We start from the raw sequence: 18466 nt of genomic DNA, 5'->3' as shown, positions 1-18466 counted from the left end.
TATATATTTTGAAATTCCAGTGTTGACATGATGAACCGAACGGTTCAAGATGTTCTGCATAGATTGCGGAAAGAGCTATAACCACAGAACAATGAGCACAGTAGCAGGGGGGTTCTCATAGTCTTTACAAGACTGGGTGACACAGAAGGTGATACTGATTGGTCATAGGTTGGGCAAACTGTTGTGCTTTGTTTCATTAGGCCCAATGGAATGCTGAGAATATATCTGTGAGGTCCAAGACCATTGGTATTGCTGACCAATCACTTTGGGTGTTAATGCGTGATGAAAAAATCAGTAATGCTTAACTTGTAGAGCCTTCTAATTATTTCTTAGAGGATAATTAACAAGTTAATTTATAGTGCTAATAATAGGCAGGTTGCTAATATATCTGTATGTCTTAGGTATATTTAAATAATTATTCTATTTGTTGTTAGATTTACGTCGTCGTAAATTAGATATTTTCTTAACTCTGCGGTTCTCCGGCAATCGCCTCTGTATTGGTGAGAGTAAGCTCTGCTTAATGATTGATTACCACTAATTACAAATAAGTGGTTCTTATAGCGTATAAAGCGATGATTTCTTATTGATGTCTCGGCCATATTTACGGCTTGTCTGACAGCATTAGTGTGCCTTTTTATCAAATTTTGTAGCTGATCTTATATTGGCTATTACGGGATTCTGTGGCCGTAAGTAAATACCCATTTTCTTAGGTTGTTGATTAATTATTTTTCTATCAAGTTGTTTGAAGGAGCTGATTTAATGTCATCCCCCCAATTACCTTCGAATTGGGTCAGCCGTTATGCGGATTGGCTTATTCGATATCGATGGCTGGTAGCCATTGGCGCACTACTGTTAGCCTTCTTTGCGGTAAGCGGAGCAAGATTCCTGGGTTTCAACAATGATTACCGGGCATTCTTCAGTGAAGCTAATCCTCAACTACAAGCTTATGAGCAAATCCAGCGCACTTACACCAAGAATGACAATATTCTGTTTGCGGTAGTGCCTAAAGATGGCAATGCCTTTTCCAATGATGCCCTGGCAGCCGTAGAGGAGATGACGGAGAAATCCTGGTTGTTACCCTATGCGCTGCGGGTGGATTCAATCACTAACTTCCAGCACACCATTGCCGAGGAAGATGACCTCCTGGTACAGGACTTGGTGGAAAATGCCAGCAATTTAGATGCAGAAACCTTGGCCTCTATCAAGGCTGTAGCGCTGGCAGATCCCACCTTGAAGGAGCGCCTGGTAAATAGTGATGGTTCCGTTACAGGGATAAATATCACCTTTCAGCTTCCACAAAAATCGATGCATGAAACCCCCGAAGCGGCTGAAGCTGCACAGGCATTGATGGAAGAGATTGAGGCAAAATACGATGTAGAGGTCTATGCGACCGGTATTATTTTACTGAGTAATGCATTTTTTGAGGCCTCTCAGTCAGATATGAGCACTTTAGTTCCGCTCATGTACCTGGTGATTATTGCGGTTGTATTTTTGTTGGTGCGGAGCCTCAGTGCGACTTTTGCCGCGCTGTTGGTTATCGTCTTCTCCATGGCCGCAGGCATGGGTTTGGCCGGTTTTATAGGTGTTAAATTGACACCGCCCTCCGCTTCTGCGCCCACCATTATTATGACTCTCGCAGTGGCGGATTCGATACATATATTGGTGAGTTTGTTCGCTGCAATGCGCCGTGGCCTCAGCAAGCACGATGCAATTAAAGAGAGCTTGCAGCTCAATATGGGGCCTGTGTTCTTAACCTCGATCACTACCGCCATTGGCTTCCTGTCGATGAACTTTTCCGATGCGCCTCCCTTCCACGATCTGGGTAATATTACTGCTATGGGTGTGATGGTGGCCTTCTTCTTATCGGTTACCTTACTGCCTGCATTGATGGCGATACTGCCGGCCAAGAGTCGCGCCAGTGAATCCAAAATTGGACGCTCCATGGATACTCTGGGAGATTTTGTGATTCGCCGTCAGCGCCCGATATTACTGGCGGGCGTTATTGTCTCGTTGGGATTGTTGGCAATGATTCCAAATAATGAGATTAATGATGATTTTGTTGGTTACTTTGATGAATCTGTGGAGTTCCGAACCGATTCAGATTATATCAATGACAACCTCTCTGGTATTTACCAGCTGATTTACTCGATCGAATCCGGTGACAGCAATGGTGTCAGCAATCCGGAGTTTCTTGTCAATCTGGAGGGTTTCACTGAGTGGATGCAGGCCCAGCCCGGCGTGCGCCATGTCAATACCATTGGCGATACTTTCAAGCGCTTGAACAAAAATCTGCATGCTGACGATCCGGCCTACTACATGTTGCCTGAAGACCAGGAATTGGCAGCCCAGTATTTGTTACTGTACGAGCTGTCTCTCCCCTATGGCTTGGATTTAAATAATCAGCTGAATGTGGCTAAGTCGTCGACGCAGATTATTGTAACTCTCGATAATCTCAAGTCGAAAGAACTCAAAACGGTGGCGGATGCCGGCAGTAATTGGCTGGAGAAAAATATTGGTGTAACTACCTATGGCGTAGGTCCGGCGATCATGTTTGCCAATATTGCCGAGCGCAATATGGAGGGCATGTTGGTGGGCACTCTGGTTGCGCTGGTGTTAATTTCTGCACTGATTGGTATTGCCCTGCGCAGTGTCAAACTCGGTTTCTTAAGCTTAATTCCTAACTTGTTGCCGGCCGGTCTGGCATTTGGCCTTTGGGGTGCACTGGTAGCTGAAGTTAATGTGGCTGTCACTATGGTGACCGGTATGGCACTGGGTATTGTGGTAGATGACACAGTGCACTTCCTCAGTAAATACCTGCGCCAGCGCCGTGCAGGCTACAACGTAGAGGACGGACTGCGTTACGCCTTCTCTTCAGTGGGTGTAGCGATAGTTGTGACTTCAGTCATTCTGATTGCCGGATTTATGGTTTTGGCCCAGTCCTCCTTCGGTATGAATTCCTCCATGGCACTTCTGACTGCAATTTGCATTTTGATGGCTTTGCTAGCGGATTTCCTACTTCTTCCGATTCTCTTGATGAAGCTTGATGCCAAGGCATACGACCCCGCTATTACCTCTATTGAAAATAAGGAGCAAAACTATGCAACCCAGCCGCTCTAAAAAACAGTTTTTGACACGGGCCCTAGCAGGTGCCCTGGCTCTGGCAGCTTTCTCTATTTCTGCCAGTGAACTGGACTTGAATGCAGAAAAAGGCCTGGAAATCGCCAAGGAGGCGGATCGTCGCGACTTGGGATTCGGTGATCTCAGTAACAGCTTAACAATGACCCTGCGCAATAAATATGGTGAGGAGAGTGTGCGGGCTATGCGCACCAAAACCCTGGAGCAGGAAAATGATGGAGATAAATCTCTGGTGATTTTTGACAACCCTCGGGATGTAAAGGGCACAGCATTTTTGTCCTTTACTCATAAAGTGGGCTCCGATGACCAGTGGCTCTATTTACCTGCTTTAAAGCGAGTAAAGCGTATTTCCTCCAGTAACAAGTCTGGACCATTTATGGGTAGTGAATTCTCCTATGAAGATATTGCCTCACAGGAGGTGGAGAAATACACCTACAAATATTTGCGCAACGAATCTTTCGATGGACGTGATCACTTTGTTCTGGAGTTGGACCCGGTTGATCCTAAATCTGGTTATTCCATTCAACACCTTTGGGTTGATACAGAGGAGTACCGCGCATGGAGAACGGATTACTATGATCGAAAAGGGGACCTGATGAAGACCCTTACGATTTCCGACTACAACCAGTACGGCGATCAATACTGGCGAGCCAATAAAATGGAAATGGTTAATCACCAGACCGGTAAATCCACGGAGTTGTTGTATGGCGACTGGGTATTTGGCAATGGTTTTACCGATCGCGACTTCACCAAAAATAGTCTCTCCAGGGCGAAATAGGGATTGCGCCCATGGTTAACCGAAAAATACTCATTTTGTTGCCACTATTAGCGGCATTGAGTCATACGACTGGAGCAAATGAGTTGAGCGGTTATGCGGGCCTGGAGGCCCGCGCATTCACCGCAGACCCTTTGGATTCAGCACAAAGTGATGCCGGTCTTTCTGCGTCTTTAAATCTCGAGTACTACCGGGATTTTGACGATGGAAACCAGCGTGTTGTGGCCAGTGTTTTTGGGCGCTGGGACAGTGAGGATAACGATCGCAATCACGCGGATCTCGGCGAGCTTTACTGGTGGAAAGCTTACGATAGTTTCGAGCTTTACGCTGGGGTGCGTAAAGTATTTTGGGGAGTTACTGAAACCGTGCACTTGGTGGATGTGATTAACCAGGATGATGCACTGGAAAATATCGACGGTGAAGACAAGCTGGGCCAACCCATGATTAACCTCCTGATGGAGCGTGATTGGGGAACACTGGAAGTGTACGGTTTACTGGGTTTTCGCGAGCGTCAATTTGCTGGCCGGGAAGGACGATTGCGTGCGCCGCTGCTGGTGGATGAGGATGCTGCGGTTTATCAATCTGACCGGGAGGAGAAGCATATAGATTGGGCCTTTCGTTACAGCCATGTACTTGGAGATTGGGACCTGGGCCTCAGCCATTTTTCCGGTACTAATCGGGATCCATTATTATTGCTTACGGAAGATGGCTTGCTTGTGCCTTACTATGCACAGATCGATCAGACGGGTGTGGACATTCAAACTACCCGTGGAGATTGGTTGTGGAAGTTTGAAGCTATTTCATTTATACCTCGCGGTGAAGATCGCCAGACAGCGGCTGTCGGTGGTTTCGAATATACATTTTATGGTATTGGCGAAACGGTCTCAGATCTTGGGGTATTAATGGAGTATCAATTTGATGATCGTACCGGACCTTGGTCTACGGCCAGTCAAAATGACATTGCAATAGGTGCGCGATACGCCCTAAATAATACACAGGATACAGAGCTCTTATTTGCCGTAAGTACCGATTTGGATAACGGTAGTCGTTTTTCCAATTTGGAACTGACCCACCGACTAAATGACCGCTGGTTAATGGAAGCGGAAGCGCGTTTTTTCGGTAATGCCGATGAAGAAGACCCCACCTACAGCTTGCGTAACGACGACTATTTTCAGTTGGAATTACGTCACTATTTTTAAAAGTTAATTCTCACAGGAATACCCCCATTCCCACCCCAAAGAGGTAAGAAGTTTTGGGGTGGGCTTTTTTTAGGGAAGTGTATACTGGTCCAGAATTGTGGATAGCTGTTGGTAACTGTTTTTGCCTGCTGTGGTACTGCCCGTACCTTTATTCAGAGCCACTACGCCTCGGCTTACCGCCATAACCATCGCGGCGAGGGCAGCACAATCGACACCGGCCTGCAATTGGCCATCGTCAATAGCTTTTCGCATACGGGTTTCGATCCGGTTCAGCATATCATTGGTACCCTTTGCTACCAGGTCAGCGAGAAATCCTTCACTGGCACCCACCTCCATTGCTGCCATAGTAGCGATACAGCCTTCAGGAGTTTCAGAGCTCTCCATACCAGACTGAAGCATTTCCAGGAAGCCGCCCATAGCTGTGCGGAAGTCCGGGTGGTTTAAGGTATCCATAGCATCGCAGGCATATTGGGTGTGGAAATGTTCCAGACAGCGGCCATACAACCCTTCCTTGCTTTGGAAGGTGTTGTAGATACTGGATTTATTCAGTCCCATGGCCGATTCAAGATCCGACAAGGAAGTTGCTTTGTAGCCTTTTTCCCAGAAAACGCGCATGGCCTTGTCTAGTACTTGTGACTCATCGAACTGCTTGCGCCCACTCATTTATCGTTACCAAACCTCAAAAAAATGATAGTGACATATCAATCTGGGGGGGGCAAGACGAGAGGGGGAGAGTCTCAAAATTATAGGGGTAAATTGGTTTTGTCATGAATAATCCAGCGGATTTTCCGGTTCATGAATAGGTAGTCAGCTTATTCGGTACAAAGGCCGGGTGCTGACTAATGGGCCCCTTTTAACCGGTTGCTCAAAGTCTCTTATGTAAGTGACCAGCTCGTCTTAACCTTTGATTGTTGTGGCCTCGAGGTGGAGTCAAGGCTACCTGCTTGCGGTTCCTAAAAAAAGATAATTGACCTATGATTTCTGTCGCGAATGAATAGAGAAGGAATAGGAAATTATGGGTATTTTTGATAAAGCCAAGGAACTTGGTGAAAGGGTCAATGAGTCTGTAACCGCTTTTAGCAGTGATGAAGTAATAGCCAATACCGTTATCAAAGCGGTTGAAAAGCAGGAGAAGGTGAATGCCATTCTCAAAGCCAGGGGATGCAATTACCGTGTTGCGGATATCGATCTGGGGATGGGAATTCCACCAACGGTGACTTTTGGGGTGAGGCGAGTTGATGAGCTGGCAGAAAAAAAGACTGATGAAAATGGTGTTATGACTACACCTGCGCCTGAAGAACCCGCTTTATAGTTACCACTCTCTAAATGAAGGTTCCGGAAATTTTATAAAGCGATATTGGAATAAACATTATGAGAATAGTGCGTAGCAGAGATTTTACCGGTAGTAAGCCCTGGGAATCGCAACTGATCGCAAATATGAACGGGATTACCACTAAACTGCATTGGACTAATAAACCTTATATTTGGCATATCAATGATGGCCAGGAAGTCTTTGCTGTTCTCGATGGTCATGTAGAAATGTTTTACAAAGTAGCAGGTAGAACCGAATCGGAACTTCTTGGACCTGGTGATATATTCCACGCTTCCGAGGGCACGGAACATGTAGCTCATCCTGTTGGTGAGGCTCGTATTCTGGTTGTGGAATCTGAAGGTAGTGTTTAGGTAAATCTTTTCTTTCTGAAAAAAACACATTTTACCAGAAATTATTCTTGATTATGTGCGACTGTGATTAGCCCTTGCGAAGCTGATTGCCTAGGTCGGGAGTGAAATATTTTTTTGCTGTGTATTCCGTTACGGACGTAGATGACGGATTATGACGACTTATTGTCATTTTGATACCATTATTTTTGCAAAATTTGCGATAATATTGGCGGTTTTCTTTGAGCGTTCTTATTTGTCCCGGTTGGGAAAGCAGTCTGTATTTTTTGCAAAAAAAAGGGTGGTTTTTTCTTTGCCTGTTATGACGAAATATGAATCACCTAAAAATTTCGGATTGGTAAATTTATCCACATAAACAGTAAGTAATGAAAACGATTATTGTCAAAAATTTATAGCTAATAAAGGGAGTCTAGAATGCTGGAATTAAGACCGAATTGTGAGAGTTGCGATAAAGATCTCCCCCCTAATTCTGTAGAGGCGATGATTTGTACTTATGAGTGTACCTTTTGCAAGGCCTGTGTTGAGGAGATTTTGAGCAATGTCTGTCCCAATTGTGGAGGTGGATTTTGCCCTCGTCCGGTACGGCCGCAAGTGGCGAGACGCCAAGGGGTGGGGATTCAATTTCAGCCTGCATCGCAAAAGCGGGTTTTGAGTCGCTACAGTAAAGAGGAGATGCGAGACTTTGCTGCATCGCTGAAGGCGGTATCCCCAGAGGCGCGCTAAAGTTTTGCTTAAACTTAAATAAGCTCTTTCCTGTGACCAATCAAAAGCTTGCAGTCTAATTATTGTGGTTACTCGGTATTTTACTGCAAATATGTCAGAGGCTCTCTGGGTTAACCGGTTTCTTTTTGGGTTGAATGGTCCGGTAAGAATACTTTTGGGACTGGCAATATCTTCTCTGACACCGTAACTTATATTCCTTTTTTTTGGGGATCTGAACAGGGATAACTATGACGAGTATCGTAGCGGATATCGGCGGCACCAACGCCCGTTTTGCGATAGCCAAGCCAATTGCAGAGGGCTATCAGCTAGAGGGGCTGAAAGTAGTGGACTGCAAACGCTTTGAAGGATTTGATGCTGCGTTGCAGCATTGGCTCGATAGCCTCGATCAGCCCAGGCCAGAGAAAGTGTGTATTGCTGCTGCCGGCCCGCTGGAGAAGACTCCCTCTGGAAAGCGCGTTTATATGACGAACCTGGGCTGGAGCATTGATGCAACGGCTCTGGCCGAGGAATTTCAGTTCCCCCATCTGGAGCTGATTAATGATTTTGCCGCGCTGGCTCAGTCACTACCGCGCCTGTCCAGTAGCGATTATACCGTGCTGAGGGATGTGCCTCGTCCACAGGGTGCGCCCATGGTAGTACTGGGTCCGGGAACTGGCCTTGGCGTGGCAGGCCTAGCCGAGGCAGATGGCCGCTATCATGTGCTTGCCGGCGAGGGTGGCCATGCCAACCTGACAGTGTCTACTGAACGCGAACTGCAACTGCTACAGATCCTGATGAAAAGCCGCTGTCCGGTTTTTAATGAGTGGGTTCTTTCTGGCAGCGGATTGGTGAACCTTTACCGAGCCGTGTGTGAGTTAAATGGCCGTACTCCTGAGGCACTGACACCGCCGGATGTGAGCGCCCGTGGCCTGGATAATACCGATCCCATGTGTCGTGAAACCCTGCTGGATTTCCTCAATTTCCTTGGCAGTGCCGCGGGAGATGCTGCGCTGTATATGGGGGCTCGCGGTGGTGTTTTCCTGGGAGGGGGCATCCTGCCTCGGATCGCTGAGCTACTGCCAGAAAGTGAGTTCGAACAGCGCTTCCTTAACAAGGGGCGGGTTGCACCGTGGCTGGAAGCCGTGCCGGTATATGCTTTGAATGCCGGTTACCAAGCTCTAATCGGTGCTGCGGTGCAGTTAGAAGGCTGATTTGCCTATTTTGCCCCTGAAAAGAGGAGGTCAACCATTTCGGGGGCGCTACAAAAATAGTTGAGAGGATACTCAGGACCTCCTTACCCCTGGCCTCCAGGAGGTTTCACAGTGTTGAAGCTATAAATCCCTTTTTCGCCTTTCCTGTCAGGTATCTTTTACGTTAACTCTATCGCGTACAATTAAGCGGCATAGCCGCGTGACAGCAGTCACAGTTTCTCCCACCTCCTCCCCCCTCAGGGGAGGATGTTATGGATTAGGGGCCGCCCTAGGATGCAGGGTCTCAACATAACGATAAGTCCAGGGAGAAGATGATGAGTCTATCCAATAAAGGTAAAGGGGCGCTCAGACCCACTTTGCTATCTGCTGCCATCGCGGCCTCCGTGTCCACCTCGGTTGGGGCCTATGCGCAGGAGCAGGAAACACTGGAAGAAGTAACAGTTACCGGTATTCGCACCAGCGTTTTGGACTCCGTTGAAGCCAAGCGCGCCGCCGATGTGGTGGCCGATGTGGTAGATGCGGGCGCTCTGTCATCTCTTCCCGACCAATCAATCGCCGATGCCCTGGGCCGCCTGCCCGGCGTAACCACCGTGCGATCCAACGGTCAGTCCTCACAGCTAAATATCCGCGGTATGAACGGCGACTTCCTGCAGACCACTCTGAATGGTCGTGAGCAGGCCTCTACCAGTGGTTATACCGAAAGTACTCGCTGGATATCTTTTGACCAGTACCCAGCTGAGCTGATTAATCAGGCAGCGGTCTACAAGACTCCGAAAGCCTCTCATATCGAAGGTGGCGTAGCGGGCTCTGTAGAGCTGAAAACAGCCAATCCTCTCGATGCCGAGAAAGAACACAACTTTAATGCCAATGTACGTATGTCGTTTAACGACGCAGCAGACGACGTCGGTGCCGACGAATTCGGTGAGCGCGTCACGCTGTCGTACATGGGTAAATTTATGGATGACAAGGTGGGCGTAGCCCTGGGTTATTCCCACCTTGAGCAGCCGAATAGCTTTGTAAAGTCCCGCACGGGTGCAGACGCCCAGATCGGTTATGAACCGCCGGCAAGCGATTACGATGGTGATGGCAGCGCAGATGCTTTGCCGCGCGCATTCCAATGGCAGTCAGGTGATGGTACCGATACTCGCAATGGTTACCTGGCCAGCGTCGTTTTTGAGCCTACCGATGGTTTCAAGGCCCAGTTGGATTACTTCAAATCTGACTTTGAGCGTGTGGATACTCGCCACGGTATTACGGTTGGTGGCCTGGCCAATACAGACATGTATACCCTTTCCGATACGGAAGTAAACGGCGGAGTGGTTACCGATGGAACGGTAATTATTACTGATCCAAAAACTGTTTACGATTCCAGCCCCTGGTTTGAATCCCGCTCTGAGGATCAATCCACTCAGGCGGACAGCGATAGTATTGGCCTGAACCTGGAGTGGAATTTTGGTGACCGCCACACTCTGGCCGTTGACTACTCCTATAGTAAGGGCACCAAGACGCGCAAGGATCAGATTGTATCCATGCACTCTTACGACCTGACCTACGATGACAATGGGAACTTAGAGACCTGGGAAGAAGCTGCTGGGCAGAGCTTTGCCTATTCCCTTAATGGTGATGGTATTCCCTCAGGCGTTTTCTCCGGTGTAGATTTCACCGATCTGGATACCATACGTTTGTCGCGCTACGAAGAGTACCCCCACGAGTACACCGATAAAGTTGAAGCCTTCAAGTTCGATTACAAGTTTGACTTGGAGTGGCGAGCCATTGCCTCTATAGAGACTGGATTCCGTGTCTCTGAGCGTACTTTCGATTCTGAGCGTGGTGCTTTCCTGTACGGTAGCCGCGATGGTCAATTCAATGACTACTGTGCGGATAACCTGTCCGACATCGACTGTGAGCCGCAACTGCTGGACGGCTATGTCAGCATTGAATCTACCAATGGGATACCCCAATTCGTAGTCAACGATATGGATGCCCTGGCTTCCAGTATTTTTGGTGCCGGTAATTACGAAGGTAAAAAGGTATTTAGCCAGGACTGGACTTTCGTTGAGTCCGGTGCTGTGAAAGAGGAAGTTTTTGCCTACTACCTGATGGCCAATATCGAAACCCAGTTGGGTAGTATTCCAGTAACTGGTAATTTCGGTGTACGGGTTGTTGAAACCGATGTGAAGTCCAGCGGTATCCAAAATGTGGGTGCTGGCAATGGTATCGAAATTACTGATGACGTGGGTGTAACTTCAGATAGCTACGACTATGTTGAGTACGGCCCCGAATACACAGACACCCTGCCTTCCCTTAACTTGAACTTTGAGCTGACCGAGCAGGACTACATTCGCTTTGCTGCAGCTAAAGTGATGGGCCGTCCGCCGGTTGGGCAGCTGAAGGGCGGCGCTGGCTCCTGGAACAGCGTTAATAACGATGGCGCTACGGAGTACAACGTTTGGACCAAGGGGTCTCCCTACCTCGATCCTTTCCGTGCAAACCAGTTTGACCTGGCTTATGAGCACTATTTCGAAGATGGCGGCGCGGTAACTGCAGCCATTTTCTGGAAAGATATCGAAAGTCTGGTAGAAAAGCAGTATATCTACCTGGACAGCCAGGCAGATCGAACGGCGCTGTTTGATTCCCTGGGTATTGAAATTCCCGTTGGTCTGGAAGCCGGCGCTTTCGAGACTTACGTGAACAACGACAAGGGTGGTTATATTCGAGGCATCGAGCTTGCGGGTACCAAAACCTTTGATCAGCTGCCAGGTATTTGGGCTGGCTTGGGTATGACCGCCAGCTATTCATATACTGAGAGTGAAACCGAAGTGAGTGGCGGTAACCTCTATGGTGAAAACCTGCCGTTGCCGGGCCTCTCTGAAAATGTCTGGAGCACTACAGTATTCTGGGACATCGGAAATTTCAGCTCCCACGTCAATGTTCGCTATCGGGATGAATTTATCCTGAATATGCCGGTACCGGGTAGCTCCACACCTGTGGAAGCACAAGCCTATACCACTGTCGATGCACAGATATCCTACGCATTTGATAACGGTATTGATGTAATTTTCTCAGCGAACAATCTTACGGATGAAGCTGATGTGAAATCCTACGGAGTAGATGGAGTCCTCGGTGAATACACTGAGTTTGGGCGTCAGTTCTACCTCGGCTTGAACTATAGCTACTAAGTATCGCTGATTCTTTCGGTGTAAACCGAAGATGTGATAAGAGACCGCCCGCTGAGCTACGCTTGCCGGGCGGTTTTTTTTGAAATATTAAAGGGCCCGAAAATAAGTGCGGTGCCGAATTTTTGAGAGTCGCCATGAGCAATCAATGTAAAAAAATAATTATTCTTGGCGGGGGTACCGCTGGCTGGATAACCGCCAATCTGATGGCGACCCATTGGCAGAATAAAGGGTTTGAAATTACCCTGGTGGAATCACCGGATATTGGAATTATCGGTGTGGGGGAGGGATCAACCCCGCCGCTAAAAGGTTTTATGGAAACTATAGGAGTTAGCGAATCGGAGTGGATGCCAGCTTGTAACGCTACTTACAAGGTCGGTATTACCTTTAGGGATTGGTCGGTCAAACCGGGCTTTACCGAGTATGTTCATCCCTTTGTCGGCCAGCCGGACCAATTTACTATTCCGGCATTTTTTCATAATAGTTACCTGCGCAGGAAAGGTGTTGACTTGGAGGGACACCCGGACCACTTCTTTCTGGCAACTGAGATGATCCGGCAAAAATTATCTCCAGTCGCGCCGGAAAACTTCCCTTTTGAAATTGCCTATGGCTACCATTTTGATTCTGGTTTATTGGGCCAGTTCCTGCGGCGTGTTGCCGAAAAAAAAGGGGTTCGCTATAAGGTGGCGACAGTGGCTGGTGCCATGCTCGATGCACAGGGGAATATTGATCACCTGAAAACTACTGACGGTGAGGTTCTCAAAGCGGATCTGTATGTGGACAGTTCCGGCTTCCGTGGAAATCTTATACAACAATCCCTGAAAGTTCCTTTTATCAGCAGTGCTGAGAGTCTGTTTAACGACTCTGCGGTTGTATTTGCTACAGACCAGGAAAAGGAGTATGCACCGCACACTATTTCTACTGCAATGAAATATGGCTGGGCCTGGCAAATCCCGCTGACCAATCGCAATGGCAACGGCTATGTTTACAGCTCTCGCTTTGTCGACGATGACAAGGCGGAAACGGAATTTCGCGCTCACTTGGGGTTGTTGGACAGTGATGTCGAGGCGCGTAGATTAAAGTTCAAGGTGGGACGGGTTGCTCAACACTGGGCCAAGAACTGCCTGGCGGTGGGGCTCTCCCAAGGCTTTATTGAGCCTTTAGAGGCAACGGCGTTGGATATGGTTCAGGAAACCGTGGTGCGCTTTATAGAGGCCTATAACAATGGTGATCATACAGATAAGTATAGGGATGACTTTAATAATCGTATCAGCGCTCGTTTTGATGCGGTGCGAGACTATATCGTCTGTCACTACCGTATAAGTTCAAGAACAGATACGGATTATTGGATAGCCAATGGCACTAATGAAAAGATATCTCCCTCCCTGCGTTCAATCTTGATGTCCTGGATGGCAGGCAAGAATATTACTGATGAACTGCTGGACCAAAAACTAGATGTCTATTTCCCGAATGTATCCTGGAATTGCCTGTTGACTGGGAAGGGTGTTTATCCGAGCCAGGAGCAATTACGATCGGGGAATGAACTAGCACATAAGTATAAAATTGAGGAAATCAAGGATTTTAATCGCCGTTGCGCCCTTAATTTTAAATCTCATTTACAGCAGCTTCATTTATTGTCGTTGGGAGATGGTGGCTGAATTAATGGGAAGTGTAAAAAGCCCTGCAATAGGCAGGGCTAAAAATCGATAAGAAGTAAGTGCTTAGGTTTACGATTCCACTTTCACGATCTAAAAATAATTTGCAGAAGAAACTCAAGCACTGGTTTGCTGTTAGAGTAAGCCATCCGGGTTATTCCTCTCCTTCGGCTTTAAGTTTTTGTGTTTCCCGGATGTGTAGCATACGCCTTTCACCACGCTCACCGCGAATCTTTATTCGGTCTCCAGATTTCATGCCCTTGCGTTTTAGTTCATCTGCTTCAATAAAATAGTAGTGGCCACTTTGCTCATCTTTCAAGGCGAAGCGTCTTTCTACTTTCCCAGTCTCAAAATCTTCAGAGATGATTTCCTCCAGGGTTCCAGTTACAACCTCTTCTGCTTGAGCAAAGAAAGTGAGAGTCAACCCCGCGATCAGTGTAAAAATTCTTAACATAATATTTATCCTTTTAATAATCATTCTGATTGGAATAGGTCAAGTTGCACAGAAACTATTGTCCATAGCTTACATTAACAACAGCTGATTTACTGGAAGAGTTCTTAGATTTATATGTAATTGAGAGCCCAATTTTTGAGTCGGTAAAGCTGTCACCTGGTTGTTTAAGTACAGCAACATGGTTGGATGTTCTACCATTAAGATAATGAACGGTTACTGAACCTTCAAATTGTGATCGTGGGTTAAGTATATCGTGAGCTATGTGATAGTTGACGTAATAATGATTTCCGCCATTTTGGCTGCCAGCACTTTCTATCTTTAGCTGTTGAGGCAGAGAGCCGGAAAGTTCTCCGGCTGTTAATTCAATGGCTTCTAATTCTAAATCCTGAGAGGAGGGGACAACTTGCTCAACAGTTTTGGTGTACTCAGGAAAGAGATCATACCATTTCATATACTCTCGGTGAGCACTGCCAAATAATCTTGATTGGGATCGGTTGCCCATGAGGGAGCCGTCAGTACCGTATTCGCTATCACCACTGTCGTTAGTGTCTCCATCATTATTACTGTCGAGGCCTGCATGGCTGAGGCCAATATTGTGACCTAATTCATGTCCCATAACATTTTGATCAGAGAAGGAAGCGACCAGGCTCATACCACCTCCGACACTGGCGATGCCTGCACCGACAAGACCTGCTCTGTAAGATGCATTTGGGTAAATAAAAACTTGATGACGCCAGTTGCGCAGATTTAGGGGTTGGCCATTCTCATCAAAAAGATTGTCTGTTGCCCATTGATAAGCCTTATCACGCCATTCAAAGCCACCATCTGTATACTCCCCTTCTTGGCCGGCCTGTGCTCGGGCAACAGCATTTTCTATACTCAAGATTCCGCCATTTTCACTATCGGGGATGTCGAAGACGATGCAATCCAGTGAAGTTTCTTCCTTGCCTTGCTCACCGTAACAATAGTGCTGTAATGACTTATCCTTGACACGATGGCGAAGGAACTTGAGTTGTCCGAAAGAGTTTTCTCTATAAGCATTATCAAGTGAATCTACATCATTGAATACAGTGTTAGCTATATGAGTAAGATCGCCCTGGTCTGTTGCAGCCCCATCGGAGAAGTTCATTAGAATAAATACAATGCTGCTCTCTGTCGGATCTATAGTAGCTACAGTAAACGTAACCGACTGCTCTACACCATCCGTTAAGTGGAATTTGATGGTATCTTCTACTGTTTCACCTTCTTTCAAGTTATTAGTGTTGTTATTAAGAGTGTAATCCCAGCCTCCGTTATTGGAAACTTTAAATTCGCCATAATTGCCAGAGAAGGTGCCTTCGACAAATTTCGGAGTATCGCCATCGATATCCTCTATTATCATAATTCCTTGAGCGTGCTCCCTACTATCTACAACCATTTTTGCGAGAGGTGAACCTGGATCAAATGTATAGGGATCATCAGTTCCAGTTATGGATATGGTTATGGTTGTGGTTTCTTCGTTGCTGCCAAAACCAACTGTGAACTTATCTGTGGCAATTTCATTAGCACTTAGTGGATCAGCAAGTTTACTATTTAGAGAGTAGTTCCAACTGCCATCTGAGGAAATTTTGAGGTTGCCATACTTTCCCTGAAGATCTGATTCCTCAAAATTTTGATTGGCTTTAGAGTTATCACTCAACTGGCCGGAAGCTGAGGTTTTTATATCTTCAGTGACAATCCCTTCACCGCCAGTGATCACTCCTGGTGAGTCCTTATCACTATCTGTGTCTGTGTCTGTGTCTGTGTCTGTGTCTGTGCCTGTGTCTGTGCCTGTGTCTGTGCCTGTGCCTGTATCAGTGCCTGTACTTGTATCACCACTTACAGGGTTGCCACCATTGTTACTGTCATTATCGGAGCCTCCCCCTCCCCCTCCACAGGCTGTAAGAAAAGCGGATAAACTTATGGCTGTAAGTAACTTTAATGACTCGTTCATGTCTGTCCCGATCGATTCGATTACATTTGGTATAATTCGGACCGAATTATAGGGAGGCCAGCTTATTATTCTGTGAAGTCAGATAAATATTTGAGGTTTCTACGGAAAGCTATGACACGGGTAAATTCTGGATATCCATAGTATGAATAAAACACATATTACTCCGCGAAATAAAATTTTGTTCTGAGTCTGTGCTCATGCATTTAATTGAATTTGTGTGCAAGAAATATGCAATGCTTCACTTGAGTGTCAATAATGTTCTAAGAGGGGAGTAAAGTGACCAAACTCTTTTTGGTCACTTATTCTAGATGTGTTTTGAGTGACTATTCTTCAGTAGATAAGAGACTTATTAACTCTGCGACTTCTATTTGGTTGCAATATTGTGATCTTTGACACTTTTGCAAAGTCGTTTTTATGGTTTTGTTGCCACTTTGTTCTGTGGCCAATTTTAAATAATGCAGGGCCATTTTAAGATCATAATTTGTGATTTCTCCCGCACTATATGCTTTGGCCAGTTTTAGGGAGGCGCCGGTATGCCCAAGCTCGGAAGCGCTTCGGTAATGACTTAGGGCTCGTTCACTGTTGGCGGCTACGCCTAGTCCTTTCTCATACATGCGCCCCTGATTATAGAAACCATACTTAGAGTTATGTTTAGAGGCGCGCTCAAACCATGCTAGTGCTTCAGCATAATTCAGCTGATCCGTATCTTGAGAAAGATATAAAAGCCCGAGGGCATTCATTGCATCGACAGAACCTGCTTCGGCGGCTTGCGTCAGGTAAGTCTTAGCCTGCTGTAGATCTTGGCCCACTCCCTGGCCATTTTTGTAGAGTAAACCAAGATTGTAGCTGGCTCTTGTGGATCCCTGGCTTGCGGCATATTGGTAGATTTTAGCTGCGCGCTGGTAATCCTGTTTAACACCCACACCTAGAGCGGAGGCATAACCTAGGTTGGTTACACAATCGAGATTGTTTACTTTTGCACAGAGGGCATACCAGCCATAGGCACGATCGTGATCGGTTCGTACAATTTTTCCTCTGGAGTTGAATAGACCCATACGTAATTGTGCAGGCAAGTGCCAACGAAGGGCTGCTGCTTCGATGTCTTTCAGCGCAGAAAGTGCATCTTGTGGTTGTTGGTAGAGACCATTTTCTTTAATTTTTCCCCTTAGATATAAGGCTGCGGGAAAGCCGGCCTCTGCGGATTGTTGTAGAAAATACATGCCTTGATGGCTTTGATTTTCGTCTGCCACTTCAAGCAGGTACTTGCCATAGTAATACTGCGCTGGAGGATAGTTTTCTTTAGCCGCCTGGCTGATCAGGTTTGTGAAAATTTTCTGTTGCCCAGGCTTATCTTTTAGGTGGGTGCCCGCCTGCTCTAGTAGTGCCGGGGCATAGCCTTGCTTTGCGGAAAGCTGCAGGTAATGTGCTGCCAAGTCAGCTCTTGGCATATCGTATTGATCAGATGCTAATAGCAAGGCCATTGCGTACTCGGCTTCGCCCCGTTGTAGGGTTTCCGCTGCGCTTGCCAATAACTGGCTGGTCAACTCCGTGTCTACTTCTATTCCCAGGCCGATGGTAGTGATATAGGCAAGCATAATTTTGCCTTCCTGCAGCCCCAGGTCTGCGGCGGCAACAAAGAGTTGTGCGCATTCATCCACTGCGAACTTTGTACTGTTACCCTCAAGGCACAAATTACCAAGGCTGATATTGGCAGTGAGCGAGCCTATGCCAATGGCTTTCAAGTAGGTTTGTTCGGCCTGCTGGAAATTCCCTTCGGCTTCTTGAACCTGGCCTACAGCGTGTAGAGCAGAGTAGTCAGAATCTGCCAGAGGTAGCAGTATATTTTTATATAGGGCATCGGAGAGACCCGCGAATGGGTATTGGATATCGAGCAAGCGATGTAGAAAACGGTTATTGTCAAAATAAATTTTTCGGACTTTTCCGTTATTGGGGTCTCGTATATTGTAAACCCGATATAGACCACTGCGACTCGCGGCAAATTCAAAATAGCTATCGAGTATTTCAAAACCGGAAATATTGAGTAGGTCTTCGACATCGCCCCAGCTGGCCACTTCATAAGCGCTATAGAAAGTATCACCTCTGCGCGTTGACAGTATTCCTCTGGCAATAAAATTAAAAATATTTTGGTGGTAGCTGGCGAGTTCGTCATTACCAATGGACTCATAGCACTCTGTGGCACTCAGGTGCGGCAGCAGAGAAATACTATTGAGCTGGGTAACTTCTTGCCAATTTACCTCTGCACAGCTTTTTTGGCCTGTCTCTAGCGCAGTCATTTCTGCCTGGTAACGCCCCTGCGCTTCTAGTGAATTGAGAGATTGAGGAGACTTTAGGTACTCGCTCCAATAAATGGGGTATTGCACAGATTCGGGTGCGAGTACCACTTGTCGGGTCAAGTCCTGTAAGGGATCGACCGGTGTATGTATTGTTGATTGTGAGGCACAGGAGGCCAGCAGTAATAGAGTGAGAACAAAAAGCAGCTTCTTCAT

13 protein-coding genes are annotated in these 18466 nt (G+C 46.9%); 9 read left to right on the top strand and 4 right to left on the bottom strand.

The genetic code is table 11. The features are described from left to right. The first annotated feature begins 759 nt into the window (after positions 1–759). From ACJJIJ_RS15845 to ACJJIJ_RS15835, 3 genes are read left to right on the top strand one after another with little or no spacing between them, the layout of a single operon-like run. Positions 760–3117, top strand: a complete 2358-nt coding sequence (locus ACJJIJ_RS15845) for an efflux RND transporter permease subunit (RefSeq protein ID WP_252083514.1) — start codon at positions 760–762, stop codon at positions 3115–3117. Further along, positions 3098–3913 carry an outer membrane lipoprotein-sorting protein gene (locus ACJJIJ_RS15840; RefSeq protein ID WP_252083513.1) on the top strand — a complete coding sequence of 272 codons (816 nt, stop codon included), beginning with the start codon at positions 3098–3100 and terminating at the stop codon, positions 3911–3913. Before ACJJIJ_RS15845 ends, ACJJIJ_RS15840 begins: the two co-directional genes overlap by 20 nt. 11 nt (positions 3914–3924) lie before the next feature. Beyond that, positions 3925–5109 (top strand): hypothetical protein, encoded by a 1185-nt coding sequence (locus ACJJIJ_RS15835; protein WP_444937876.1) that lies wholly within the window; start codon positions 3925–3927, stop codon positions 5107–5109. Positions 5110–5178: 69 nt separating this feature from the next. Here ACJJIJ_RS15835 and ACJJIJ_RS15830 read toward each other — a convergent pair whose 3' ends face one another. Continuing rightward, on the bottom strand, positions 5179–5772 hold the full coding sequence (locus ACJJIJ_RS15830) for a TetR/AcrR family transcriptional regulator (protein ID WP_444882940.1): 594 nt from the start codon (positions 5770–5772) through the stop codon (positions 5179–5181). Positions 5773–6124: 352 nt separating this feature from the next. On the opposite strand from ACJJIJ_RS15830, the gene ACJJIJ_RS15825 reads away from it, so the two are divergent. The 6 genes from ACJJIJ_RS15825 (at position 6125) to ACJJIJ_RS15800 (ending at position 13536) form a co-directional block, all read left to right on the top strand. After that, positions 6125–6421 carry a hypothetical protein gene (locus ACJJIJ_RS15825; RefSeq protein ID WP_444937875.1) on the top strand — a complete coding sequence of 99 codons (297 nt, stop codon included), beginning with the start codon at positions 6125–6127 and terminating at the stop codon, positions 6419–6421. Positions 6422–6480: 59 nt separating this feature from the next. Continuing rightward, the gene (locus tag ACJJIJ_RS15820; RefSeq protein WP_444882938.1) at positions 6481–6792 is read left to right on the top strand and encodes a cupin domain-containing protein; all 312 of its coding nucleotides are present in this window, start codon (positions 6481–6483) and stop codon (positions 6790–6792) included. A 411-nt stretch (positions 6793–7203) separates the two neighbouring features. Next, complete coding sequence (locus ACJJIJ_RS15815; protein ID WP_444937874.1) at positions 7204–7512, top strand: DUF1272 domain-containing protein; 309 nt, start codon at positions 7204–7206, stop codon at positions 7510–7512. Between the two features lie 227 nt (positions 7513–7739). Then, positions 7740–8702 carry a glucokinase gene (gene glk / locus ACJJIJ_RS15810; RefSeq protein ID WP_252083507.1) on the top strand — a complete coding sequence of 321 codons (963 nt, stop codon included), beginning with the start codon at positions 7740–7742 and terminating at the stop codon, positions 8700–8702. Between the two features lie 314 nt (positions 8703–9016). Continuing rightward, on the top strand, positions 9017–11881 hold the full coding sequence (locus tag ACJJIJ_RS15805) for a TonB-dependent receptor (protein WP_444937873.1): 2865 nt from the start codon (positions 9017–9019) through the stop codon (positions 11879–11881). Between the two features lie 134 nt (positions 11882–12015). Further along, positions 12016–13536, top strand: a complete 1521-nt coding sequence (locus tag ACJJIJ_RS15800; RefSeq protein ID WP_444937872.1) for a tryptophan halogenase family protein — start codon at positions 12016–12018, stop codon at positions 13534–13536. Positions 13537–13687: 151 nt separating this feature from the next. On the opposite strand, the gene ACJJIJ_RS15795 is transcribed toward ACJJIJ_RS15800, so the two are convergent. The 3 genes from ACJJIJ_RS15795 to ACJJIJ_RS15785 form a co-directional block, all read right to left on the bottom strand. Further along, complete coding sequence (locus ACJJIJ_RS15795) at positions 13688–13987, bottom strand: hypothetical protein (RefSeq protein ID WP_444937871.1); 300 nt, start codon at positions 13985–13987, stop codon at positions 13688–13690. Positions 13988–14042: 55 nt separating this feature from the next. Next, a complete protein-coding gene (locus tag ACJJIJ_RS15790; protein ID WP_444937870.1) occupies positions 14043–15959 on the bottom strand; it encodes a VCBS domain-containing protein in 1917 nt (638 codons plus the stop codon). 323 nt (positions 15960–16282) lie between these two features. After that, the gene (locus ACJJIJ_RS15785; protein WP_444937869.1) at positions 16283–18466 is read right to left on the bottom strand and encodes a hypothetical protein; all 2184 of its coding nucleotides are present in this window, start codon (positions 18464–18466) and stop codon (positions 16283–16285) included.

This window comes from Microbulbifer mixtoriginis (SeqCode) (assembly GCF_052467945.1).
Note: the sequence above shows the minus strand (reverse complement) of the source record. Positions and strands in the feature narration are given on the sequence as shown.